Raw genomic sequence first — 23,282 nt, 5'->3', positions numbered from 1 at the left:
CGTACCGCGCACCGCACCCGCCCCGTAGGCTAGGCACCATGCCGAAGACCGCCCTGCGCTCCGCCCCGCCGCCCCTGGAGGGCAACGACGTCGCCATCGTCGGCACCGGGACGGTGCTGTGGTTCGTCGGGTTCGTGGTGCTGGTGCCGTTCCAGGGCTGGCTGTCCGATCACGACCACGGCAGCTGGCCGTGGGTCTGCCTGTCCGGCGGCCTGCTCGGCCTGATCGGCCTGAAGTACTGCACCGCCCGCCGGGCCGCGATCCGCCGCGCCCGCGCCGCCGAGGCGGAGGCGGGGACGGCCGTCGAGCCCTCCCGGTAGCACCGGCCCCGGCCCGCCACCCGTCCGGCCGGAATCGGTCCCAGGCGGGACGCACCGGACAAATCGCCCCCCTAGAGTCGTGCCATGACGCACTCAGCGGAAGGCACCGCCGCGCCCGGCCCCGTCCCGGGCGAGGGCGCGCACCCCACCGGCGCGGGCGGCGCGTACCAGCCCGGGCTGAGCGCGGCCGAGGTGGCCGAGCGGGTCGCCCGCGGGCAGGTGAACGACGTTCCGGTGCGTTCGAGCCGCTCGCTGCGGGAGATCGTCCGGGCCAACGTGTTCACCCGCTTCAACGCGATCATCGGGGTGATGTTCGGCATCATCCTGGTGGTCGGCCCGATCCAGGACGGCCTGTTCGGCCTGGTCATCGTCGCCAACACGGCGATCGGCATCGTCCAGGAGCTGCGCGCCAAGAAGACCCTGGACAGCCTGGCGCTGATCGGCGAGGCCCGCCCGCAGGTCCGCCGGGACGGCGCGGCCGTGCAGGTCGGGACCGGCGAGGTCGTGCTGGACGACACCGTGCTGCTCGGCATCGGCGACAAGGTCGTGGTGGACGGCACGGTCACCGAGGCGGACGGGCTGGAGATCGACGAGTCGCTGCTGACCGGCGAGCCCGACCCGGTCCTCAAGCAGCCCGGTGACCACGTGATGTCCGGTTCCTTCGTGGTGGCCGGCGCGGGCGCGTTCACCGCGACCAGGGTCGGCAAGGAGGCGTACGCCGCCAAGCTCGCCGAGGAGGCCAGCAAGTTCACCCTGGTCAAGTCGGAGCTGCGCACCGGCATCGACCAGATCCTCCGGTTCATCACCTACCTGCTGGTCCCGACCGCGATCGGCCTGGTGATCAGCCAGCTCGCCGTGCAGCGCAACGACTGGCGGGAGGCGGTCCGCCGGATGGTGGCCGGCATCGTGCCGATGGTGCCCGAGGGCCTGGTGCTGCTGACCTCGGTGGCCTTCGCGATCGGCGTGATCCGGCTCGGCCGCAAGCAGTGCCTGGTCCAGGAGCTGCCCGCGATCGAGGGCCTGGCCCGGGTGGACACGGTCTGCCTGGACAAGACCGGCACCCTCACCGAGGGCGGCATGGACCTGGTCGACCTCCGCCCGCTCGACGCCCCTCCCGCGGCGCCCGCCACACCCCCGCTCGAAGCCCCGCAGGACCCGCCCGGCCCGACCGACCGGGCCGACCCGCCCGACCCGGTCGACAAGGCCGACCCGGTCGACAAGGCCGTGCTGGCCGAGGCGCTCGGCGCGATCGGCGCCGCCGACGCCCGCCCGAACCCCAGCATGCAGGCGGTGATCGACGCGTACGGGCCGCCGCCGGAGGGCCGCTGGCGGGTGCTGGAGGCGATCCCGTTCTCGTCGGCCCGCAAGTGGAGCGGCGTCCAGTTGCTGGAGCCCGGCGGTACCGAGGGCAGTTGGCTGCTCGGTGCCCCGGACGTGCTGCTGCCGGCCGGCTCGCCGGCGCTCGCGGAGGTCGACGAGCTGGGTGCCCAGGGTCTGCGGGTGCTGCTGCTGGGCCGCAGCCCGCTGCCGCTGGACGACCCGGATCCGGCCGCCGGGCTGCGGCCGCTGGCCCTGCTGGTGCTGCGGCAGCGGCTGCGCGGGGACGCGGCGGAGACGCTGCGCTACTTCCGCTCGCAGGACGTCCGGGCCAAGGTGATCTCCGGCGACAGCGCGGTCTCGGTGGGCGCGGTCGCCGCGCACCTCGGTCTGCCGGGCGCCGAGACGGCGACCGACGCCCGCACGCTGCCCACCGACCCGGCCGAGCTGGCCGAGGCCGCCGACCGGACGGCGGTCTTCGGCCGGGTCACCCCGCAGCAGAAGCGCGCCCTGGTCGGCGCCCTGCAGTCGAAGGGCCACACCGTCGCGATGACCGGCGACGGCGTCAACGACGTGCTGGCGTTGAAGGACGCCGACATCGGTGTCGCGATGGGCACCGGTTCGGACGCGACCCGGGCCGTCGCCCAGATCGTGCTGCTGGACGACCGCTTCGCGACGCTGCCCTCGGTGGTCGCGGAGGGCCGCCGGGTGATCGGCAACATCGAGCGGGTGGCCGGCCTGTTCCTGGTGAAGACCGTCTACTCGGTGCTGCTGGCGCTGCTGGTGGTCTTCACCCAGGTCCCGTACCCGTTCCTGCCCCGGCACTCGACGGTGCTCTCCTCGCTGACCATCGGCATCCCGGCGTTCTTCCTCGCGCTGGCCCCGAACAACGAGCGCGCCCGCACCGGTTTCGTCCGCCGGGTGCTGCGGCTGGCCGTCCCGGGCGGGGTGATCTGCGGCGCCGCCACCTTCACCGCCTACGCGCTGGCCCGCGGCGACGACGAGACGACCCTGAAGGCCGACACCTCGGTCGCCACCCTGACCCTCTTCATCAGCGCGATCTGGGTGCTGGCGATCGTCGCCCGGCCGTACACCTGGTGGCGGCTGCTGCTGATCGCCGCGATGTCCGGTGCCTTCGCGCTGGTCCTGGTCGTGCCCTGGCTCGCCGACTTCTTCCAGCTCCAACTCGTCGGCTGGCGCGACCCGTTGACCGGGGTGGCGATCGCCCTGGTGGCGGGCTGCCTGCTGGAGGTCACCTCCCGGGTCCTGGTCGAGCGGAGGCCGGCCTGAGCGCTACTCGTAGTCGCGGGCCGCGAGCAGCTCGTAGGCGCGGTCGGGTTCGGTGAGGGCGGCCAGGACCTCGAAGCGGCGGTGCCACTGGTGGACCGACCAGGCGAGGCCGGCGGCGAGGCCCTCGGGGGTGGCGGCGTGCAGCAGGCCGGGGACCGGCGGGACGTCGAACTCGTCGTCCTCGTCGGCGGCTTCGGCCTCCTCCGGGTCGTAGGGGAGCTCGGGGGCGGCCACCCCGGTGTCCCAGCGCCAGGCGACGTGGGCCTCCTCGCCGTCGGGGCCGACGACCAGCAGTTCCTCGTGCTCCTCGTAGACGGCGGGGCAGCCGGGCAGCAGTTCGCGGACCACGGCGGGGGTGCGGTGCAGGGTGCCCTCGGAGAGCACCCGGCCGCCGGCCACCTCGCTGGCCAGCGAGACGTGCAGCCGTTCGGCGAGCGCGGGGGCGAGCAGCGGGTGGACGGGCAGCACGGCGTGGCCGTGCAGCAGTTCGACCAGGTCGGGGGCGTCGGCGACGACCGCGTCGGCGGCGTCGACGATGACGGTGCGGTCGTCCCGGCGCCCGGTGGCGCCGTCCAGCGGGGCCAGCGCCCGGACGACGTCCAGGGGTTCGACGCGCTCGGCCGGGAGGGCCGCCAACAGGCTGTAGATGCCGTGCAGTTGGCGGTGGCTGACCTCGGAGAGCGGGTCGGTGAGCCGGTCGATCAGCTCGTCGGGGCCGTGCGGTTCGGCGAGCAGCGCGTTCAGCGTGGTGCGGACGCCGAGCGCGTGCAGGAACTGCGGGTCGAGCGTGGTCCTGGCCTCGTCGTAGAGGCCGCGCAGCAGCGGGTCGGCGCCGGCGGCGCGCAGCCCGGCGGGTTCGCGGCCGTCCAGGACGGGGTGGTCGCGCAGCCACCAGGCGGTGTACGGGGGCAGGTCGGTGTAGCTGCCGTCGGGCAGCAGGGTGCGCACCGGGGTGACCACGGCGTCCCGGTAGGGGGGCTGGGCGAGCAGGGCGAGGGCTTCGGGCCAGGCGTCGTCGGCGACCAGGTCGAGGTCGCGGACGGCGAGCAGTTCGGCGGCGACCGGCGGGACGCCCAACTCCCCGGCGTCGTCGGCGTGCAGGGATTCGAGGGCGTCCTCGCACCAGTCGGCGAGGCCGTCGGGGGCCTCGTCGATCAGGCCGGTGGGGGCGCCGCCGGCGGCGCGGTCGGCGGGGGCGGTGGGGTCGAGGCGCTCCAGGTCGTCGGGGTCGAGGACGACGTCCTCGGCGCGGACGAGGGTGAAGGCGGTGAGCGCGCCGGCCGCGGCCAGCACCTCGGGGCCCCAGCGCTCCAGCAGGTCGTCGTCGACGAAGGCGGCCTCGTCCTCGTCGACCAGGTGGGCCAGCGGGCTGTCGGGGAGCAGGAGTTCGCCGGCCCGGGCGAGTTCGCCCTCGTCGTCGGGGAGGGCGAGGCGGGCCAGCCAGGGGTGTTCGCCGGCGGCCGGGGCGGCGGCCTTGACCAGGGCGAGGACGGCGTCGGCGAGGTCGACGGCGGCGTCGTAGTCGTCCTCGCCGAGTTCCAGCGAGCGGGCGACGGCGGCCCGCACCTCGGGGGTGTCCAGCACGCCGGCGGGGGTGGCGGTGGCGGCGCCGAGCCGGGCCAGCAGCGGGTGCGCGGCGTCGGGGTGGGCCAGGCGCAGGTCGAGCAGGTCGAGGGCCTCGGCGAGGGCCTCGGGGTAGCCCTCGTAGCCGGCCCAGTCGGCGGCGTCGGAGGGCAGCAGGACGCGGCGCGGGCCGGTGATCGTGCGGCCGTCGGCGAGCGGGACGGGCAGCGCGCCGAGGGCCTCCGGGTCGGCGCCGGCCAGCGCCGCGTACAGGCCGCGCCACCAGGCGGGTTCGCGGTCCAGGCCGCCGAGCTGGTCGACCACCTCGGCGAGCGGGGTGCGGCGCACCCCGAGGACGCGCAGTTCGGTGCGGCGCTCCAGGCCGGCCGGGAGCAGGCCGGGGAAGATCGGGGCGAGCGCCTCGACCACCGAGTGGTCGGCGCCCTCCAGCACGACGGCGTCGCGCGGGCGCAGCGCGGGGGTGCCCTCCTCGGTGCCGGGCGGGTGCGGCAGGAAGGGCGTCTCGGGCAGTCGGGCGAGCACGGCGGCGCGCAGCGCGTTGTCGAGGGCGCCCTGGCCGAGCGGGGCGGGGACGAGGTCGAGCGAGCCGGGGTCGGCGCCGCGGGCGCGCAGCAGTTCGGCGTAGGCGTCGGCGGCGCGCTCGGTGAGGAAGTCGGTGAGCGGGCCGGGCGCGACGTGCCGCCGGGTCGGGTCGAGCGGGTAGGAGGCGATCAGCAGCGCGGGCACGCCGAGCGGTTCGTCGCTGGGCGTGGGGGCGTGCACGACGGGGGTGGTGCGCGGGCGCTGCGGCCGGCCGGCCTCGTCGACCGGGACGGCCCAGGTGAGCGTCCAGTGCGGGCGGGCGCGTTCCTCGGTGGTGCGGTCGGCGAGGAGTTCGGGGGCGGCGGTGCCGGCCGCGCTGACGGTCTGCCAGGTGGTGGCGCGGCCGTCGTCGGTGATGGTGACGGCGGGCAGCTGCTCGGGGCGCTGCGGGTGCTCGGTGCGGGTGAGGACGCGGACGCCCTCGGGGGTGTCGACGACCACCTCGGCGAGGCCGGGCAGGGTGAGCAGCAGGGCGTCGTCGACCTCGGCGAGCAGCCGGCGGGTGAGGTCCTCGGCGGCGGCGTCGCGCAGTGGCAGGACGACCACGGTGTGGTAGCCCTCGGGGGCTTCGCCCTCGGCGGCGAACGGCACCCGGAGCACCGGCAGGTGGCCCTCGCGCCGGGTCAACTCCTCGGTGAGCTCCGGGATTTCGGCGACCAGCGCGCGGGCGTCGGTGAGCGACCAGCGGACGCCGCCGGTGTGCCCGAGCACGGCGGGCTCGTCGCTGACGGCCAGCACGGCGGCGAAGCCGACGCCGAACCGGCCGACCACGGCCCGCTCGCCCTCGCGCTTGGCGGAGGCGCGCAGGGTGGAGAGCGAGGCGACGCCGGCCGCGTCCAGCGGGGCGCCGGTGTTGGCGGCGGCGAGGACGCCGTCGCGCAGGGTCAGCCGGAGCCGTCCGGCGGTGCCGGCCCGGGCGGCCGCGTCGGCGGCGTTCTGGGCGAGTTCGACGATCAGCCGGTCGCGGTAGCCGCCGAGCGCGAGCTCCTCCTCGGCGTTGGCGTCCTCGCGGAACCTGGCGGGCGCGGCCGTCCACGCCGCGAGGACGGTGTGCCGCAGCCCGGCCGTGTCGAAGACGTCCGGTTCCTCGGGGGACGCCGCGTTGCCGATGATCCGAGACTCCACGTGCCGAGCCGCCCTTCGCGTGGTCTGCGTACGAGTCGGCATTCTGCCAGGGCGCTGCGACGGTCCACGCACAGTGGGTCACCCGCGCTGCGGCCCCGCGGCGCGGGTGACCCGGTGCTCAGGCGTGGCCGAGTTCCTCGGCGGGCGCGTCCGGTTCGACCGAGCCGGAGGCGCGGTCGGGGTGCAGCGGGAGGGGTTCGACGACGGTCTCGTCGAGGATCAGCTCGCTGGGGACGGGCGGGGCGGGCAGCACGGCGGCCTCGGAGTGCGCGCCGCAGCCGTAGGCGAGCGAGACGACCTGGCCGTCGGCGGGGCCGAACTCGTTGCCGCAGACGCCGAACGCCTGGCCGAGCGAGCCGCCGATCGGGACGAGGAAGCCGCAGGTGTCGCAGGAGGCGGGGGCGGACTGCGCCATCGGCGTCTGCGGGCCGTACGCGGTCTCCCAGCGTTCGGCGGCCTGGTGCAGGCCGCGCCGGGAGAGCACCCGGGGGCGGCCGAGGCCGAGCTCCCCGGCGATCGCGCCGATCTCGGCGCGGGCGGGCGCGGGCTGGACGCCGTCGGCGGGCTCGTCGTCCTCGTCGGCCTCGGCGAGCGCCGAGTTGGGGGCGATCTCGTCCTCGCCGGTCCAGCCGGGCTCCAGCCGCAGGTCGTCGGCGCCGGTGGGCAGCAGGTCGCCGGGGCCGAGGTCGCCGGGGAGCAGGCGCTCGCTCCACGGCACCCACTGCGGGGCGAGCACGGCGCCCTGTCCGGGCAGCAGCGCGACCTCGTCCAGGGTCACGTTCTTGGCGCGCGGGGCGCGGGCGACGGTGACCGCCCAGTGCCAGCCCCGGTACGCCGGGTCGAGGCACTCGAAGGTGTGGGTGACGACGCGCTCGGCGTCCGCGCTCGCCTTCACGTGGGGGCCGACGACGGCCTCTCCGACGCTGTCCACCACTGCCTGGCGGGCGAGGTCGACGGCCTCTGCACAGAGCCGGTCAGGGGTACGGCTTCGCATCGCAGCACTCACGGCGTCGGTTCTCTCCCAGTCCTGTCATCCTGCGGCCCGCTGGCGGCGCCCGGTAGGCGGGCCCGCGCCGGATGCCGCTGCCACGTCTCCGGGGCGGCCCCCGCGAGCACGGGGCCGGTCCATTCTGCTAGACCCGAGGCCGCTCCGTGGCCGGGCCGCGCCGCCCAGGTCGGCCACCCCCCTGCGGGAAGCCGGGCATGCGCGTAGTGCAGGCTACCCGCCGGTCGGTGGTGCAGCACAGTCCGGGGCTCGGGGGCGGGCGCGCCGACGCCCCGACAATCACTCGTTAGGTCGGCGATTCTCGGGCAGGATGGGGGTGTGGCGGAGGAGATCCCGCCGCGGCGCGAACCGGGTTCCGGGCAGGCCGAGGGCCGTTCGGGGGCCTCGGCCGTGTCGCGGCAGCATCCTGTGGCCCCCGGCGAGCCGGAGGCGGATGCCACCTGTCCGACGGTCCGTCAGGACGGCCCGCCCGCCACGAGCACGGAGGCGGACGCGGGCACGGAGGCGGACGCGGGCACGGACGCCCCGACCGTGCGGGCCCGCGGCTTCTGGGCCCGGGGCGCGTCGGCGGCGGGGGCGCGCACCGGCCGGGTGGTGCACGGGACGGGCCGCCGGATCCGGCGGGCGACGTCGGCGGAGGGCGCGGGCGAGTCGGGCCTGGCGAAGCTGATCGAGCTGCACGCGCTGAACTCGTTCGGCGACATGCTGATCACGGTGGCACTGGCGTCCACCATCTTCTTCTCGGTGCCGACCGGCGAGGCCCGCGGCCGGGTCGCGCTGTACCTGCTGATCACGATGGCGCCGTTCGCGGTGCTCGCCCCGGTGATCGGCCCGCTGCTGGACCGGCTGCCGAACGGCCGCCGGTCGGCGATGGCGATGTCGATGCTGGCCCGGGCCGCGCTGGCCTGGGTGATGGCGGGGGCGGTGACCGGCGGCGGGCTGGCGCTGTACCCGGAGGCGCTGGGCGTGCTGGTGGCGTCCAAGGCGTACGGGGTGGTGCGCAGCGTGGTGGTGCCGCGGCTGCTGCCGGCCCGGCTGTCGCTGGTGAAGGCGAACTCGCGGGTGACGCTGGCGGGTCTGCTGGCGACGCTGGTGGCGGGCGGGGTGGGCGGGCTGCTGCACCTGATCGGTCCCGGCTGGCCGCTGCGCGGGGCGTTCGTGGTGTTCGTGATCGGCACCCTGATGGCCTTCCACCTGCCGCACCAGGTGGACTCGGCCAAGGGCGAGCAGCGCGCGGAGCTGCACGCCGAGCCGCACGCCGAGCCGCACCGGGCGCGGCCGAAGGGCGTGCTGCGGGCGGTCGGGCCCTCGGTGGTGATGGCGCTGCGCGGGGTGGCGGCGCTGCGCTGGCTGGTCGGGTTCCTGGTGATGTTCCTGGCGTTCCTGATCCGCCGGGAGCCGCCGGACGGCCTGCCGGGCACGGTGGCGCTGGGCATCGTCGCGGCGGCGGCCGGCCTGGGCAACGCGCTGGGCTCGGTGCTGGGTTCGTGGCTGCGCACCCGGGGCTCGGAGGTGACGGTGACGGCGGTGCTGGCGCTGGCGACGGCGGCGGCGGGCGCGGCGGCGCTCTGGTACGGGGTGGTGACGGCGGCGGTGGTGGCGGGCGTCGCGGGGATGGCGGCCTCGCTGGGCAAGCTGGCGCTGGACGCGCTGATCCAGCGGGACGTGCCGGAGGCGGTGCGGACCTCGGCGTTCGCCCGGTCGGAGACGGTGCTGCAGCTGAGCTGGGTGGCGGGCGGCGCGGTGGGCATCTCGCTGCCGCTGGAGCCGGTGCTGGGGATGGCGGTGGCGGCGTCGGTGATGACGCTGATGCTGCTGTGGACGCTCCGCTCGCTGCTGCGGGTCGGCCCGCGCCGCTCGGCGGCCCGCCCCCGGGCGGCCTGACCGGCGGGGCGCGGAACGGCGGCCGGGGCGCTCGCGCGGCGCGCCCGCGCACGGCCTAACCTCGGGCGACTCGGGCACCCCGGCGTCACGTGATCACGGAAGGCGAGTAGCCTCTTGCCCATGAGCCTCAGCACCCGTGCCATCGCCGGTATCGCCGGCGTCGTCGTCGTCGGCGGCGCCGCCCTCGGTACCGGTATCTACTGGGCGAGCGACGCGGGCAAGCCCCGTGAGAGCGTGGCCACCCTGGTGGTCGGCACCTCGTCCACCACCGCCGCGCCCACTTGCTACAACGACGGCAAGCCGATCGACCAGGCCGCGATCAACGCCTGCGTGGAGAGCGCCACCGCGGCGGGCAAGAACAACAAGCTGCCGATGCTGGACGTCCGGGCCAGCGACCAGGTCGGCGTCGGGGTGCCGAAGGACCTGGCGAAGAAGGGCTGGTTCGCGTTCGCCGAGGGCGCGGGCGACCAGCAGTCGCAGGGCAACGTGCCGATCGTCAACAACGCCCGCGGCACGACGTTCTCCGGCACGGTTGCCGGGCACACCATCATGTCGTCGACCGACAAGACCTCGCTGACGGTCGCCGTCCGCGACCCGGAGACCAGGGACGTCTACGCGATCTGGTTCTTCGAGCTGAAGAACCAGACCGACTGATCCTCCGGTCGATGACCGCTGAGCGCACCGACAAGCAGCCCGGCCCCGCCGCCGGGCTGCTCGTCGTCGTCGCCGTGGAGGCGGAGGCCGAGGCGGTCCGGCGCGGGCTGGGCCCGGGCTCGGGGGCCGTGGTGCTGGCGGCCGGGGTCGGCCCGGCGGCCGCGGCGGCGGGGACGGCGGCGGAGCTGGCGGCCGGCCGGTACGGGCTGGTGCTGTCGGCGGGCATCGCGGGCGGTTTCGCGCCCGCCGCGCCGCTCGGGTCGCTGGTGGTGGCGGACGCCGTGCTGGCGGCCGACCTGGGCGCCGAGACGCCGGACGGCTTCGCGGACGTCACCGAGCTGGGCTTCGGCACCGTCCGGCACCCGGTGCCGCCGGGCCTGGTGGCGGCGCTGGCCGCGGCCACCGGCGGGGCGGTCGGCGAGGTGCTGACGGTCTCCACGGTGACCGGTTCGGCGGCGCGCGCCGAGGCGCTGAGGAGGCGTCACCCGCGGGCGCTGGCCGAGGCGATGGAGGGTTTCGGGGTGGCCGAGGCGGCCGCCCGCCGGGGGCTCGCGGCCGGTGAGCTGCGGGCCGTGTCCAACGCCGTCGGGCCGCGCGACCGCGCGTCCTGGCGGATCGGCGACGCGCTGGCGGCCCTGGAGCGGGCCTTCGCCGCGCTGCCGCCGCTGCCGCACCTGCTCAAGGAGGTCTGAGATGGCCGAGCCGCTCAGCGTCGCGTACTCGCCCTGCCCGAACGACACCTTCGTCTTCCACGCCTGGGCGCACGGCCTGGTCCCGGGCGCGGCCGCGCCCGAGGTGCGGTTCGCCGACATCGACGTCACCAACGGGCTGGCCGAGCGCGGCGAACTGGACGTCCTGAAGATCTCGTACGGGCAGCTGCCCTGGGTGCTGGACGAGTACGCGCTGCTGCCGTGCGGCGGCGCGCTGGGCCGGGGCTGCGGGCCGCTGGTGCTGACGGCCGGCCCGCTGGCGGCGGCCGAGCTGGCCGGGCGGCGGGTGGCGGTGCCGAGCGAGCGCTCGACGGCGTACCTGCTGTTCCGGCTGTGGGCGGCGGAGGCGGTGCCGGGCGGGTTCGGCGAGATCGTGGTGCTGCCGTTCCACGAGATCATGCCGGCCGTGCGGGACGGCCGGGTGGACGCCGGACTGGTCATCCACGAGGCCCGGTTCACCTACCAGCGCTACGGCCTGCACCGGCTGGCCGACATGGGCGAGGCGTGGGAGTCGGCCACCGGCCTGCCGATCCCGCTGGGCGCGATCGTCGCCCGCCGCTCGCTCGGCGCCGAGCGGCTGCGCGAACTCGCCGACACCGTGCGGGCGTCGGTGCGCGCGGCGTGGGCCGACCCGGCGGCCAGCCGGGAGTACGTGCTGGCGCACGCCCAGGAGATGGACCCGGACGTCGCCGACCAGCACATCGGCCTGTACGTCAACGAGTTCACCGCCGACCTCGGCGCGGACGGCTACGCGGCCGTCCGCGGCCTGCTCACCCGGGCCGCCGAGCAGGGACTCGTCCCCGCCGTCGACCCGGGCGCGCTGGCCTTCGGCTGACCGGGGCTCAGACGTCGAACTGGTCGGCGATGGCGCGCAGCACCATGGCGATCTTCTGCCCCTCCGGCTTGCCCGGGTAGCGGCCGCGCTGCAGGCCGGGCAGCACGCTGTCCAGCTTGGTGATCAGGTCCTGGACGATCGGGGCCATGTCGTCGGCGCTCTTGCGCTGGGCGGCGGCCACCGAGGGCAGCGCGTCGAGCAGTTGGACGCTCATCGCCTGGTCGCCGCGGTGCCCCGCGGCGACGCCGAACTCGACCCGCTGGCCCGGACGGAGCGTGGTGACGCCCGCGGGCAGCGCCTTGGTGTGGACGAACACCTCGCCGCCGTCGTCGCGCGACAGGAAGCCGTAGCCCTTCGTCTCGTTGAACCACTTGACCTGGCCGGTGGGCATCTCGAACAGTCCTCGGTATCGGGTGCGTGCGGCCACGTCGGGCCGCGGGTGGATGTGCGGACGGGCGCCCCGAACGGGCGGCCGGTGTCGCTCAGTGGAGCAATGATCCCTCAGCGTTCACCGGAACGGCGAAGGGATTCCGGACCCGGGTGCGACCGTGCCCCGCGCCTGCCGCGCCTTCCACTGGCCCACACCCCCGATCCGCTCCGGGCGGGCGTTCGTGGGCCATCCGTCAGGCCCGCCCGCGCGATGGCTGCATACCCGGGGGCGGCGCGGGTCGAAACTCTTTGCGCGCACGGAGTTGCGCGCTGTGACGCGCGGCCGGTCAGAAGGGGTCGGGAAAGATCCCGAACGACCGGTCGGGCGGCCGGGTTGACGACCGACGGGCTGACGGGCGGACGGACCGACGGGCTGACGGATGGTCAGGCGGTCGGCCCGGAGCGGGCCGACGGGCCGACGGGCCATCGGGCCGTCGGACGGTCAGGCCGGGGCGGCGAGGTGGTCGGAGAGCCAGCCGAGCGAGGCGGGCAGCATCCGGGACCAGGTGGTGAAGTTGTGGCCGCCGCTGTCCAGGGTGATCACGGCGACCTTGGTGGCGCTGCCCTTGGCAGCGGCCCGGAACCGCTCGGTCTGCTCGTGGTAGTCGCCGTCGCCCTCCCGGCTGCCGCCGACCAGCAGCGCGGTCGCGGGCGCGGGCAGGTGGGCCAGCCGCCACTCCAGGTCGGCCTGGTCGCGGCGGCCCTGGTCGCCGCCGAACAGGTCGCCGGTGGTCGCGTCCTCGGCGGCCTTGTAGTAGCCGGACATCGACACCCCGGCGGCGAACACGTCGGGGTGGCGCATCGCCAGCTTCAGCGCGCAGTAGCCGCCGGTGGAGTTGCCGATCACGCCGAGGCTGCCCGGCCCGTCCGCGATCCGGTAGGTGGCGCGCAGCGCGGCCGGCACGTCCGCGCTGAAGTACCGGTCGGCCTGCGGGCCGCCCGGCACGTCCTCGCACTCGGTGTCGCGGGGCATCGCCGGGGAGGGCCGCATCAGCACCAGCACGGTCGGCTTGGCCTTGCCCTGCTGGACCAGCTTCAGCTGCACGGACGGGTAGTTGAGCTTGCTGACCAGGTTCTTCGCGTCGCCGGGGAACCCGGTGATGGCGATCTCGGCGGGGAACCGCCTGCCCTGGTAGGCGGACTGGAAGTACTCGGGCGGCAGGTAGACGTACCCCTCGGTGGTCAGCCCGGTGCTCGCGCCGGGCAGCCGGACCTTCTCCAGCCGGCCGGACTGCTCGGGCGCCCGACCGGTCGCCCCGGTGTCGCGGACGTGCTCGGTGGAGAGCGACTGGACGACCGCGGTGCGGCCCGACAGTTGGCCCTGGATGGTCACCGGCTGGTTCTCGCCGGTGCCCAGCAGGTCGTCCCAACTGCTGTAGAACGCGAACGAGTTGTTGGCCACCAGGGCGAGCGTGCAGAGCACCGAGAGCTGGGTGGCGACGATCGTGCCGAGCCGGCCGAGCACCACCCGCCAGCCGCTCCCCGCCAGCCGGGGCCACAGCCGGACCGTACCCGCCACCATCAGCACCGACAGCAGCGCCGACAGTGCCAGCACCTTGTGACTGGTCAGCCCCATAACCGCCGTCGCTCCCCGTCCGCCCGCCCGCGCGCGCTCCGCCCGTTCTCCTGATCATCAGCATGCCTGAGGGATTCCTGGGAACCCTGAGCGTTCAGTCGGAGCGCGCGCCGCCGCACCCCCGCCGATCGGAGGGGGTGCCCGGCCGGGCGGTGGGAGAATCGGGGGGAACGACCCGCGTGAATGGAGTGGTGAGAGTGAGCGACCGGTCGAACGACCCCGGCGATCTGCTGGTCCGCGTCGGCGGCATCGTGTTCGGCGTCGGCATGCTGTCCGTCGTCGCGGTCTTCGTGCCGTACGTCTTCGACCTGCCCCGGCTGCCCTGGGGCGCCTACTGGCTGGCGATGCTGATGCCGCTCGGCCTGCTGGTCGCGCTGGGCGGGCTGTTCGCCACCGCCCGGGAGAACACCCGCCGCCGCCGCGCCCGGCAGGCGGCGGCTGCGACGGCGACGGCGGCCGGCTGAGTTACGGGCCCTACGCCAGGTGGCCGGCCAGCCAGGCCGGGAACTCGGTGAGGTCGCGCAGCACCGCGTCGGCGCCCGCCGCCGCCAGCTCCGCCGGGCCGTACGGGCCGGTGGCCACCCCGACCGCGACGGCGTCCGCCGCCCGGGCGCCGCGGATGTCGCCCAGGTGGTCGCCCACGTAGACGCCCACGCCGTGCGCCCGCAGCGCCTCGCCCTTGGTCTCCGCCCACAGGTCGCCGACCAGCGCGTCCACCTCCAGCCCGAGGCTGTCCAGGTGGCGGCGGGCGTTCGGCTCCCACTTGCCGGTGATCACCACCACCCGGCCGCCCGCCGCCCGGACCGCCGCCACCGCGGCCAGCGCGCCGGGCAGTTCGACGGTCGGCGCGATCGCGTGCTCGACGTACAGCTCGCGGTAGCGGTCGGCGACCGCCGCCACCCGCTCCGCCGGGAACCAGTTGGCCAGCTCGTGCGCCAGCGGCGGGCCGAGCCGGCTGACCGCCAGGTCGGCGTCGATCGCGGTGCCGGTCTCGGCGGCCAGCACCTGGTAGGTGGCCTTGATGCCGGGGCGGGTGTCGAGGAGCGTCATGTCGAGGTCGAAGCCGACGGTGAGAGCCATGCCGCCAGCCTAGGCCGTGGCGGTTCCGGCCGGAAAAGCCGGGACGGACGCCGCATTCCGGACATACTGGCGGCATCCCGTCCGCGCTCCGCCCCAGGAGGTCCCGGGTGCCACCCCCGCTGTCCCGCCGCGCCGCCCTCGCCGGGCTCGGCGCCGCCCTGCTGGCCGGCTGCGGCCCGCACCTGCCGCTCCCCGACGCCCAGCCGCTGCCCGAGGGCCCCGACGGCACCGGGCTTCCCCCGACCGGCACCCCCACGCCCGTCCAACCCAGCCCCAGCCCGCGCCCCGACATCACCCTGACCGACGCGGACGGCCAGGTCACCGTGCCCGGCGGCGCGGTCCGGGTCGTCGTCCTGGACACCGCCGAGCTCGACTCCGCGATGACCCTCGGCATCACCCCCGTCGGCGCCGCCAAGGCCCCGCTGGACGCCGCCCTGCCCGGCTACTGGCCCGCCTCCCGGCTCGCCGAGGTCACCGTGGTCGGCGACATCGCGGCCGTCCCCGACACCGCGGCGATCGGCGCGCTGCGCCCGCAGCTGATCCTCACCAACCGGACCCGCGACGCCGCCCACGCCGCCGCGCTGCGGGCCGTCGCCCCCACCGTGCTGACCCGGACCACCGGCGCCCCCTGGAAGGACGGCTTCCAGCTCCACGCCGCCGCCCTGGACCGGCGCGAGCAGGCCGCCGCCGTCCTCGCCGCCTACGCACGCCACCTCGACCAGGCCCGCCGCGCCCTCTCCGCCGCCGGCGCCGCCGGACAGCGGATCAGCCTGGTCCGGTTCGTCGAGGGCTCCCCCGCCGTCCGCCTCTACGCCCGGCAGAACTTCCCCGGCAGCGTCCTGGACGACCTCCAACTGCCCCGCCCCGACCCGCAGAACACCGACAGCTTCGCCGCCGAGGCCGCCCCCGACCAGCTCGCCGCCGCCGACGGCGACCTGCTGCTGTACGCGAGCTACGGCGACCCCGCCCGCAACGGCCTCAGCACCGCCCTCGCCTCCCCCGCCTGGCGGAACCTGGCCGCCGTCCGCGCCCACCGCGCCTTCCGGATCGACGACCAGCTCTGGTTCCAGGGCATCGGCTACACCGGCGCGCACTTCCTGATCGCCGAACTCCTCCACCTGCTCGGCGCGAACTGACCCCGCGCGGGCCGACAGCCGCCGGCCCGCGCCGCGTCGGCCCTTGCGGCGTCAGCCCTTGCGGCGGCGCAGGGTCAGCCCCAGGACGAACAGCGCCGTCAGCACCGCCGCCACCCGCAGGACGCCCGGGGCGGCCGCCCAGGTCGCGGCGCCCGCGTCGGTGCCGGGGGCCAGGGCGTTGCCCCAACGGCCCTTCTCCCGGCCCCAGTTCCACACCGACATGCCGGTCACGGTGGCCAGCGGGATGCCCAGGACGGCGAACTTCTTCATCAGGTCGGTCCAGCCGCGCGACAGGTACGCCGCCGCCCAGCCGATCAGCATCACCAGCAGCAGGCCGGTGACCGCACCGGCCAGCAGCAGCCCGGCGGCGAGCAGCAGCAGCGGCGCGGGCTTGCGGCCGCCGGCCGCGACGGCGGGGGCGGCGGCGGGAGCGGCGGCGGGAGCGGCCTGGGCGGGGGCGGGCTTGGGGCGGCCGAAGACCACACCGAGGACGATCCGCCCCAGCCCGGGGCGGGACCGCTCCGGCTCGGGCTCCGGCGCGGGTTCCGGCTCCGGCTCGGGCTCCGGCTCGGGTGCGGGCTCCGGCTCGGGCTCGGGCTCGGGCTCGGGCTCCTGGACCTCGAAGTAGCGGGCGCTCCAGCCGAGTTGGCCGACCCCGAAGTCCGGGGTGCCCTGGTCGTCCGAGTACCGGAACGCCTCCTCGGCCTCGGCCGGCAGCGAGGCGGGCCGAACCGGACGGTCCGACCGGGCCGGCCGGGCCGGTGGCACCCGTGGCACGGGCGGCGCGGGCGGCACGGGCGGCGCGGGCGGTTTCTCCAGGCCCACGGTCGGCGGGGCGGCCGGGGCGTCCGGCACCCCGGGCGGCGGCGTCTGCCGGGGCAGGTACACGCTGTCCGCGCCGTCCGGCCCCCCGGCCGGCCCGCCGTCCGCCGCCGCGCTCTCGCGCCACCACGAGCCGTCCGCCATCGCCCCGCCACCCGCTCTCACGTCCACGGGCCTACCGCCCACCGTGACGGTACCCACCCGGACCCGCCCGAAGCGAGCCCCGTCCGGGCCCCGGCCGCAGCCGTCGAACCACCGGGCCCGGGCGTCCGCCGGGCGGACGCCGAGCCGCCGGAGGGCCGGGCGGCGCGCGTCCGGCACCGCCGGGCGGGCACCGGTTCACCCCGAGTTCCGCCGCCGTTCTGGGCCCGGACGGGAGGCGTTGACTAGTCTGGACCGGATGACCGCACCGCAGAGCGCGCCGCGCGCCACCCGCGCCACCGCACCCCGCACCCTGGCCGAGGAGCTCCGCGGCCGGGGCGACGAGGCCGTCGCCGCGCTGCTCCGGGCCCGCCCCGACCTGCTGAACCCGGTGCCGACCGACCTGGCCCAGCTGTCCGCCCGGCTCTCCAGCCGGGCGTCGGTGCTGCGCGCCCTGGAGCGGCTGGACCGGTTCACCCTGCAGGTCGCCGAGGCGCTGGCGGCCGCCCCGGAGGGCACCTCGGAGGCCGCCGTGCGCGGCCTGTTGACCGGCCCGGCCCGGGTCAGGCCGCACTCCGGCGCCGAGCCGGTCGACCGGGCGGCCGTCACCGCCGCGTTCCCGGCCGCGCTGGCCCGGCTGCGCGAGCAGGCCCTGCTGTGGGGCCCGGACTCGGCGCTGCGGCTGGTGCTGGCGGTCCGCGAGGCGCTCGCCCCGAGCGCGCTCAACCCCGGCCGGACCGGTCTCGGCCCGACCTTCGCCGAGGCCACCGTCGGCATGTCGCCCGCCCGCCTGCAGCAGCTGCTGGCCGGCACCGGGCTGCCGCCCACCCCCGACCCGGTCACCGCCGTCGCGGCGCTGACCGCGCTGCTCGGCGACCGCAAGCGGCTGGGCGCGCTGCTCGACCAGGCCCCGCCGCCCGCGCTCGGCCTGCTGGACCGGCTGGTCTGGGGCCCGCCGACCGGCACCGTGCCGGACGCCGCCCGGCAGGTCACCGCCGAGGAGGCGCGCGGCCCGGTCGAGTGGCTGCTGGCCCGCGGCCTGCTGCTGCCGTCCAGCCCGGCCTCCGTGGTGCTGCCGCGCGAGCTGGCCCTGCACCTGCGCGGCGGCCGCACCCACCGCGCCGTCGACCCCGTCCCGCCCGCCGTGGAGCCGGTCACCGACCGCGACCCGGCCACCGCCGACCGGACCGCCGCCGGGCAGGCGGCGACCGCGGTCCGCACCGTCGAGGAACTGCTCGAGTCCTGGAGCCTCACCCCGCCGCCCACCCTGCGGGCCGGCGGCCTCGGCGTCCGCGACCTGAAGCGGGCCGCCGTGCTGCTGGAGGGCACCGAGGCGGACGCCGCGTTCTGGATCGAGCTGGCCCACACCGCGGGCCTGCTCGCCCCGGACGGCGAGGTCGACGAGGTGTGGGCCCCGACCCCGGCGTACGACGCCTGGTTGCAGCAGGACACCGCCGAGCGCTGGGGGCTGCTGGCCCGCGCCTGGCTGGCCGCCACCCGGGTCGGCCGGCTGGCCGGCTCCCCGGACGGCAAGGGCCGTCCGCGCGCCGCGCTCGGCCCCGAGCTGGACCGCACCCTCGCCCCGTCGGTGCGCCGCGCCGCGCTGGTCCGGCTCGCCGAGCTGCCGCCCGGCGGTGCCGCGTCCGCCGCCGCGCTGCTGCCCGCACTGCGCTGGCACCGGCCGCTGCGCGGCGGCCCGACCGGCCCCGACGGCCGCGACCTGCGCGACCAGCTGACCGAGTGGACGCTGCACGAGGCCGAGCTGCTCGGCGTCACCGGCCGGGGCGCGCTCGCCGCGCCCGCCCGGGCGCTGCTGGCGGGCGCCGACCCGGTGCCGGTGCTGGCGCCGCTGCTGCCCGAGCCGCTGGACCACGTGATCCTGCAGCCCGACCTGACCGCGATCGCCCCCGGACCGCTGCTCACCCCGCTGGCCCAGGCGCTGGCGCTGGCCGCCGACGTCGAGTCCAAGGGGGGCGCGACGGTCTACCGCTTCACCCCCGGCTCGGTGCGCCGCGCGCTGGACGCCGGGCGGACCGCCGCCGACCTGCGGGCCTTCCTCGGCCAGCACTCGCGCACGCCCGTCCCGCAGCCGCTGGCCTACCTGATCGACGACGTGGCCCGCCGGCACGGCGTCCTGCGGGTCGGCGCGGCCTCGTCCTACCTGCGCTGCGACGACCCGCGGCTGCTGGAGGAGATCCTGGCCGACCGGCGGGGCGCCGAGCTGCGGCTGCGGCTGCTCGCACCGACCGTGCTGGCCGCCCAGGCCGGGCCCGAGACGCTGCTCGGGGTGCTGCGGGCGATGGGCTACGCGCCCGCCGCGGAGTCCGCGGAGGGCGACGTGGTGGTGACCCGGCCGGACAGCCGCCGCACCCCGCCGCGCACCCCGCCGCAGCCGGTCCCGGACGGCCCGGCCCGGCCGGACGACGCCCTGCTGACCGCCGCGGTCCGGGCGATCCGGGCCGGCGACCGGGCGGCGACGGCGGTCCGCAAGGACCAGGTGGCGGGCCCCGCCGCGCACACCGCCGTGCCGCGCACCGCCGCCGCCGACACGCTGGCCGCGCTGCAGACCGCCGTGCTGCTGGGCGAGCGGATGTGGATCGGCTACATCAACGCGGAGGGCCTCTCCTCGCAGCGGGTGATCGACCCGGTGAAGGTCGAGGGCGGCTTCGTCACCGCCTACGACCACCTCGCGGACGAGGTGCGGACCTTCGCCCTGCACCGGATCACCGGCGTCGCCGAGGTCGAGGAGTAGGTCCCCGGCCGCGTCCCGGCCTCGTCCCGGCCGGTCCGCCGCCTACTTGCCGCCGGCGGCGTGCTTCGCGTCCTCCTCGGCCTTCTGCTTCTTCGCCTCGTCGACGATCGCGTGCGGGTCCGGCATCTTCGGCTCGACGCCGGTCAGCAGGCCGGTGCCGGTGAACGCGACGGTGCCGATCAGGCCGCCGGGCTGGCCGATGTCGGCGACCTGGTCGAGGGCCATGGCCTCGGTGTCGGCGGCGTGGGCGGGCGCCGCCCCGAAGGCGGTGGCGAGGGCCGCGCCGGAGAGCGCCAGGCCGGCCAGGATGCGGTTGGGCTTGATCATGCCCTGTCCAACGAGCGGGCGGCCCGCGGGTCACTGTTGCGGCGGGTCCGGCTCCGCTTCCCGGTGCGCCCGAACGCCCGCACGCCCGGCGGTTAGACTGCCCAGCGACCGGGGGTGGTCTGGGCCACCCGTGCGCACCGGGCCTCGTCGGCCCCCGACAGGACCGAAGCCGTGACCACTACCTCCGCCCTGCAGCCGCCCGCCTCGCGCGGGACGGCGGCCCGCGCGCACGGGGTCCGGCCGTCCTCCCGCCGGTTCCGGACCGTCGCGCTCACCCTGCTCTGCTTCGCGGTCTGCCTGGCGCTGGGCCTCCAGCAGTGGACGTCGCTCCAGCTCGGCGGCTTCGACCTGGGCATCTTCGACCAGGGCGTGCGCGGCTACGCGCACTTCCGGCTGCCGGTGTCGACGCTGAAGAGCGTGCACCACGAGTTCCCGCCCGGCTTCTCGCTGCTGGGCGACCACTTCTCGCCGGTGCTGGCGCTGCTCGCCCCGCTGTACTGGCTGTGGGACGACCCGCGGATGCTGCTGGTCGGCCAGGCCGCGCTGTACGCGGCGGGCGTCCCGCTGGTGCGCCGGATCGCCACCCGGGCGTTCGCCGGCGCCGAGCAGCAGGTCCGCACCCGGGTGCGGGACGTCGCGGCGCTGGTGTACGGCCTGGGCTGGCCGCTGCTGATCTCCTCCCGGGGCGGCTTCCACGAGGTGGGCTTCGCCGTCCCGCTGTTCCTGCTGCTGTTCGAACGGGCCGGGGCCCGGCGCTGGGGCGGGGCCGCGGTCGCGGCGCTGCTGCTGTGCGCGACCAAGGAGGACCTCGGCCTGGCGGTCGGCGCGTACGGCGCGGTGCTGCTGTGGCGCGAGCGCGCGCGCCGGCGCGGCGACGGCACCGGCACCGGCACCGGCACCGCCGGCGGGCCGGACCGGCGGGCGAAGCTGCTCGGCTGGGCGCTGCTGCTGGGCGGGCCGCTGTCCAGCGCCGTGGAGATCGCCTACCTGATCCCGGCGATGGGCGGCGTCCCCGGCTACTACTGGAACTACACCCAGCTCGGCGCGGACGGCGGCGAGGCGGTGCGGCACGTGCTGGGCGCCCCGTGGCTGCTGGCCGAGTCGGCGTTCTCCAGCCCGCTCAAGCCGATCCTGCTGGTCTGGCTGGTGGCCACCACCGCCGGGCTGCCGCTGCGCTCGGCGACCTCCTTCACCGCGCTGCCGCTGCTGGCCGAGCGGATCCTCTCCGACAACCCCAACCACTGGTCGATCGCCCGCCACTACGACGCCTTCCTCTGGCCGATCCTGGTGACCGCCTCGATCGAGGCCCTCGGCGTCCTGTGGGCGCGCGGCGGCCACCGGCGGGCCCGCCGCCTGGGCACCGCCGCGGCCGCCTGCACGCTGGCCGCGTCCGCCGCCCTCGGCCTCTACCACCTGGCTGTCCCGTACGAGTGGCAGCCGAAGGCCCCGACCGCCGCGCTGGCCCGGGCCGCGGAGCTGATCCCGGACGGCGCGACCGTCGAGGCCGACAACCAGATCGCCCCGCGGCTGACCAACCGCACCCGCGTCGTCCTGGCCGACGGCACCCCGCGCGGCCAGGAGTACGTCCTGCTCCGCTACACCCAGCGCGCCTTCCCCTTCCAGCGCGACCCCGAGCAGGCCGAGTACCGCGCCCTGCTGCTGGCCCACGGCTACCAGGAGCTCTTCGACCAGGACGGCGTCACCCTCCTGCACCGCACCGGCACCACCCCCGTCCCCGGCACCCACCTCCCCGGCCCGGACTCCACCCCGTACCAGGAGAAGATCCCGCCGGACGTCGGCCACAACTTCTTCCTCGGCTGACCGGCCCCGCCACCGACCGCGCCGATGCGGCACACTGGAGGTTTGGCCCGCGCGGAAGGGGATGCACAGGCGTGAACGGACCGCTGATCGTGCAGAGCGACAAGACGCTGCTGTTGGAGATCGACCACCCCCAGGCGGCGGAGTGCCGGCGGGTGATCGCGCCGTTCGCCGAGCTGGAGCGGGCGCCGGAGCACGTGCACACGTACCGGGTGACGCCGCTGGGGCTGTGGAACGCGCGGGCCGCCGGGCACGACGCGGAGCAGGTGGTGGACGCGCTGGTGACGTACTCGCGCTACCCGGTGCCGCACGCCCTGCTGGTGGACGTCGCGGACACGATGGGCCGGTACGGGCGGCTGCAGTTGCAGAAGCACCCGGTGCACGGGCTGGTGCTGACCACCACCGACCGGCCGGTGCTGGAGGAGGTGCTGCGGTCGAAGAAGATGGCGCCGCTGGTGGGCGCCCGGGTCGACCCGGACACCGTGGTGGTGCACCCCTCGGAGCGCGGGCAGGTCAAGCAGGTGCTGCTGAAGCTCGGCTGGCCGGCCGAGGACCACGCCGGGTACGTGGACGGCGAGGCGCACCCGATCGACCTGCGCGAGGACGGCTGGCAGCTGCGCCCGTACCAGCGGCACGCGGTGGACGGCTTCTGGCACGGCGGCAGCGGCGTCGTCGTGCTGCCGTGCGGCGCGGGCAAGACGCTGGTGGGCGCGGCGGCGATGGCGGAGGCCAAGTCGACGACGCTGATCCTGGTGACCAACACCGTCTCGGCCCGGCAGTGGAAGCACGAGCTGGTGAAGCGCACCTCGCTGACCGAGGACGAGATCGGCGAGTACAGCGGCACCCGCAAGGAGATCCGCCCGGTCACCATCGCCACCTACCAGGTGATGACGACCAAGCGGAAGGGCGTGTACGCGCACCTGGAGCTGTTCGACGCCCGCAACTGGGGCCTGGTGGTGTACGACGAGGTGCACCTGCTGCCCGCGCCGGTGTTCAAGTTCACCGCCGACCTGCAGGCCCGCCGCCGGCTCGGCCTGACCGCGACGCTGGTGCGCGAGGACGGCCGGGAGGGCGACGTGTTCTCGCTGATCGGCCCGAAGCGGTTCGACGCCCCGTGGAAGGAGATCGAGGCGCAGGGCTACATCGCGCCCGCCGACTGCTGCGAGGTCCGGGTGACGCTGACCGACTCCGAGCGGCTGGCGTACGCGACGGCCGAGCCGGAGGAGAAGTACCGGTTCTGCTCGACCACGGCGACCAAGCGCCGGGTGGTGGAGCGGCTGGTGGAGAAGCACGCGGGTGACCAGACCCTGGTGATCGGCCAGTACATCGACCAGCTGGACGAGCTCGGCGAGGCGCTCGGCGCCCCGGTGATCAAGGGCGAGACCTCGAACGCGCAGCGCGAGAAGCTGTTCGACGCGTTCCGGTCGAAGGAGATCGGCGTGCTGGTGGTCTCGAAGGTCGCGAACTTCTCGATCGACCTGCCGGAGGCGACCGTCGCGATCCAGGTCTCGGGCACCTTCGGCTCCCGCCAGGAGGAGGCCCAGCGGCTGGGCCGGGTGCTGCGCCCGAAGGCGGACGGGCACGCGGCGCACTTCTACTCGGTGGTCGCCCGGGACACCGTCGACCAGGACTTCGCGGCGCACCGCCAGCGCTTCCTGGCCGAGCAGGGCTACGCGTACCGGATCGTCGACGCCGACGACCTGTAGCGGGGCGGCCGGCTAGAGCTTGACGCCGTCGCGCCCGAGGAACAGGACGCGCGCGGCGGTGTCGAGCACGATGCCGACGTTGCGGACGGCGTTGGCGACGGGGTGGCGGCGGCGCTCCTCGGCGCGGTGGGCGCCGTGGACACCGCGGGCGCCCTTGGCCTGCGGGTTCACTCGTTCGGTCGTCATGT

19 protein-coding genes are annotated in these 23,282 nt (G+C 76.3%); 11 read left to right on the top strand and 8 right to left on the bottom strand.

What is annotated here, in order from left to right; genetic code table 11:
- Positions 1-38 precede the first annotated feature (38 nt).
- Complete coding sequence (locus KSE_RS21890) at positions 39-320, top strand: DUF2530 domain-containing protein (protein ID WP_014137523.1); 282 nt, start codon at positions 39-41, stop codon at positions 318-320.
- An 84-nt stretch (positions 321-404) separates the two neighbouring features.
- Positions 405-2,927, top strand: coding sequence for an HAD-IC family P-type ATPase (locus KSE_RS21885; RefSeq protein WP_014137522.1), 2,523 nt, complete (start codon positions 405-407; stop codon positions 2,925-2,927).
- A gap of 3 nt (positions 2,928-2,930) precedes the next feature.
- Here the strand turns inward: KSE_RS21885 and KSE_RS21880 are convergent, their stop codons facing one another.
- Together KSE_RS21880 and KSE_RS21875 are read right to left on the bottom strand one after the other, a co-directional pair.
- Complete coding sequence (locus KSE_RS21880) at positions 2,931-6,218, bottom strand: sacsin N-terminal ATP-binding-like domain-containing protein (RefSeq protein ID WP_014137521.1); 3,288 nt, start codon at positions 6,216-6,218, stop codon at positions 2,931-2,933.
- A 118-nt stretch (positions 6,219-6,336) separates the two neighbouring features.
- Complete coding sequence (locus tag KSE_RS21875) at positions 6,337-7,212, bottom strand: DUF3027 domain-containing protein (protein ID WP_014137520.1); 876 nt, start codon at positions 7,210-7,212, stop codon at positions 6,337-6,339.
- A gap of 420 nt (positions 7,213-7,632) precedes the next feature.
- Here KSE_RS21875 and KSE_RS21870 point away from each other — a divergent pair, with 420 nt between their 5' ends.
- From KSE_RS21870 to KSE_RS21855, 4 genes are all read left to right on the top strand, one after another.
- The gene (locus tag KSE_RS21870) at positions 7,633-9,108 is read left to right on the top strand and encodes an MFS transporter (RefSeq protein WP_014137519.1); all 1,476 of its coding nucleotides are present in this window, start codon (positions 7,633-7,635) and stop codon (positions 9,106-9,108) included.
- A 120-nt stretch (positions 9,109-9,228) separates the two neighbouring features.
- Complete coding sequence (locus tag KSE_RS21865) at positions 9,229-9,762, top strand: hypothetical protein (RefSeq protein ID WP_014137518.1); 534 nt, start codon at positions 9,229-9,231, stop codon at positions 9,760-9,762.
- Between the two features lie 11 nt (positions 9,763-9,773).
- Positions 9,774-10,454: a futalosine hydrolase gene (locus KSE_RS21860; protein ID WP_014137517.1), complete on the top strand. Its 681-nt coding sequence runs from the start codon at positions 9,774-9,776 to the stop codon at positions 10,452-10,454.
- A gap of 1 nt (position 10,455) precedes the next feature.
- Positions 10,456-11,307 (top strand): 1,4-dihydroxy-6-naphthoate synthase, encoded by an 852-nt coding sequence (locus KSE_RS21855; protein ID WP_014137516.1) that lies wholly within the window; start codon positions 10,456-10,458, stop codon positions 11,305-11,307.
- 7 nt (positions 11,308-11,314) lie between these two features.
- On the opposite strand, the gene KSE_RS21850 is transcribed toward KSE_RS21855, so the two are convergent.
- Both KSE_RS21850 and KSE_RS21845 read right to left on the bottom strand, forming a co-directional pair.
- A complete protein-coding gene (locus tag KSE_RS21850; RefSeq protein ID WP_014137515.1) occupies positions 11,315-11,698 on the bottom strand; it encodes a cold-shock protein in 384 nt (127 codons plus the stop codon).
- Between the two features lie 480 nt (positions 11,699-12,178).
- Entirely contained in the window at positions 12,179-13,312 is a 1,134-nt protein-coding gene (locus KSE_RS21845) for an alpha/beta hydrolase (protein WP_014137514.1), read from the bottom strand.
- Positions 13,313-13,509: 197 nt separating this feature from the next.
- Between KSE_RS21845 and KSE_RS21840 the strand changes: the two genes are divergently transcribed.
- Positions 13,510-13,776 carry a hypothetical protein gene (locus KSE_RS21840; RefSeq protein WP_033257800.1) on the top strand — a complete coding sequence of 89 codons (267 nt, stop codon included), beginning with the start codon at positions 13,510-13,512 and terminating at the stop codon, positions 13,774-13,776.
- Positions 13,777-13,786: 10 nt separating this feature from the next.
- Here KSE_RS21840 and KSE_RS21835 read toward each other — a convergent pair whose 3' ends face one another.
- Positions 13,787-14,392: an HAD family hydrolase gene (locus KSE_RS21835; RefSeq protein WP_014137512.1), complete on the bottom strand. Its 606-nt coding sequence runs from the start codon at positions 14,390-14,392 to the stop codon at positions 13,787-13,789.
- A 107-nt stretch (positions 14,393-14,499) separates the two neighbouring features.
- Here KSE_RS21835 and KSE_RS21830 point away from each other — a divergent pair, with 107 nt between their 5' ends.
- Complete coding sequence (locus KSE_RS21830) at positions 14,500-15,528, top strand: ABC transporter substrate-binding protein (RefSeq protein ID WP_014137511.1); 1,029 nt, start codon at positions 14,500-14,502, stop codon at positions 15,526-15,528.
- A 51-nt stretch (positions 15,529-15,579) separates the two neighbouring features.
- Here KSE_RS21830 and KSE_RS42945 read toward each other — a convergent pair whose 3' ends face one another.
- Complete coding sequence (locus tag KSE_RS42945; protein WP_157850040.1) at positions 15,580-16,521, bottom strand: hypothetical protein; 942 nt, start codon at positions 16,519-16,521, stop codon at positions 15,580-15,582.
- 229 nt (positions 16,522-16,750) lie between these two features.
- On the opposite strand from KSE_RS42945, the gene KSE_RS21820 reads away from it, so the two are divergent.
- On the top strand, positions 16,751-19,243 hold the full coding sequence (locus tag KSE_RS21820) for a helicase-associated domain-containing protein (RefSeq protein ID WP_014137509.1): 2,493 nt from the start codon (positions 16,751-16,753) through the stop codon (positions 19,241-19,243).
- Positions 19,244-19,285: 42 nt separating this feature from the next.
- Here the strand turns inward: KSE_RS21820 and KSE_RS21815 are convergent, their stop codons facing one another.
- A complete protein-coding gene (locus KSE_RS21815) occupies positions 19,286-19,570 on the bottom strand; it encodes a hypothetical protein (protein ID WP_014137508.1) in 285 nt (94 codons plus the stop codon).
- A gap of 171 nt (positions 19,571-19,741) precedes the next feature.
- Between KSE_RS21815 and KSE_RS21810 the strand changes: the two genes are divergently transcribed.
- Both KSE_RS21810 and KSE_RS21805 read left to right on the top strand, forming a co-directional pair.
- A complete protein-coding gene (locus KSE_RS21810) occupies positions 19,742-21,391 on the top strand; it encodes a DUF2079 domain-containing protein (protein WP_231873204.1) in 1,650 nt (549 codons plus the stop codon).
- Positions 21,392-21,462: 71 nt separating this feature from the next.
- Positions 21,463-23,094 carry a DNA repair helicase XPB gene (locus KSE_RS21805; RefSeq protein ID WP_014137506.1) on the top strand — a complete coding sequence of 544 codons (1,632 nt, stop codon included), beginning with the start codon at positions 21,463-21,465 and terminating at the stop codon, positions 23,092-23,094.
- 12 nt (positions 23,095-23,106) lie between these two features.
- Here the strand turns inward: KSE_RS21805 and KSE_RS42940 are convergent, their stop codons facing one another.
- Complete coding sequence (locus tag KSE_RS42940) at positions 23,107-23,280, bottom strand: hypothetical protein (protein WP_157850039.1); 174 nt, start codon at positions 23,278-23,280, stop codon at positions 23,107-23,109.
- Between the last annotated feature and the right edge of the window lie 2 nt (positions 23,281-23,282).

The organism is Kitasatospora setae KM-6054 (assembly GCF_000269985.1).
Taxonomy (GTDB): Bacteria; Actinomycetota; Actinomycetes; order Streptomycetales; family Streptomycetaceae; genus Kitasatospora; species Kitasatospora setae.
The sequence above is the reverse complement of the archived record's forward strand: the minus strand, read 5'-3'. Positions and strand labels throughout refer to the sequence as shown.

Bases quoted from the DNA above. Each gene is read 5' to 3' on its own strand.
- KSE_RS21850 (WP_014137515.1), bottom strand. From the start codon at position 11,698: ATGCCCACCGGCCAGGTCAAGTGGTTCAACGAGACGAAGGGCTACGGC.
- KSE_RS21865 (WP_014137518.1), top strand. From the start codon at position 9,229: ATGAGCCTCAGCACCCGTGCCATCGCCGGTATCGCCGGCGTCGTCGTC.
- KSE_RS21855 (WP_014137516.1), top strand. From the start codon at position 10,456: ATGGCCGAGCCGCTCAGCGTCGCGTACTCGCCCTGCCCGAACGACACC.
- KSE_RS21885 (WP_014137522.1), top strand. From the start codon at position 405: ATGACGCACTCAGCGGAAGGCACCGCCGCGCCCGGCCCCGTCCCGGGC.
- KSE_RS21835 (WP_014137512.1), bottom strand. From the start codon at position 14,392: ATGGCTCTCACCGTCGGCTTCGACCTCGACATGACGCTCCTCGACACC.
- KSE_RS21815 (WP_014137508.1), bottom strand. From the start codon at position 19,570: ATGATCAAGCCCAACCGCATCCTGGCCGGCCTGGCGCTCTCCGGCGCG.
- KSE_RS42940 (WP_157850039.1), bottom strand. From the start codon at position 23,280: ATGACGACCGAACGAGTGAACCCGCAGGCCAAGGGCGCCCGCGGTGTC.
- KSE_RS21845 (WP_014137514.1), bottom strand. From the start codon at position 13,312: ATGGGGCTGACCAGTCACAAGGTGCTGGCACTGTCGGCGCTGCTGTCG.
- KSE_RS21890 (WP_014137523.1), top strand. From the start codon at position 39: ATGCCGAAGACCGCCCTGCGCTCCGCCCCGCCGCCCCTGGAGGGCAAC.
- KSE_RS21820 (WP_014137509.1), top strand. From the start codon at position 16,751: ATGACCGCACCGCAGAGCGCGCCGCGCGCCACCCGCGCCACCGCACCC.
- KSE_RS21875 (WP_014137520.1), bottom strand. From the start codon at position 7,212: ATGCGAAGCCGTACCCCTGACCGGCTCTGTGCAGAGGCCGTCGACCTC.
- KSE_RS21860 (WP_014137517.1), top strand. From the start codon at position 9,774: ATGACCGCTGAGCGCACCGACAAGCAGCCCGGCCCCGCCGCCGGGCTG.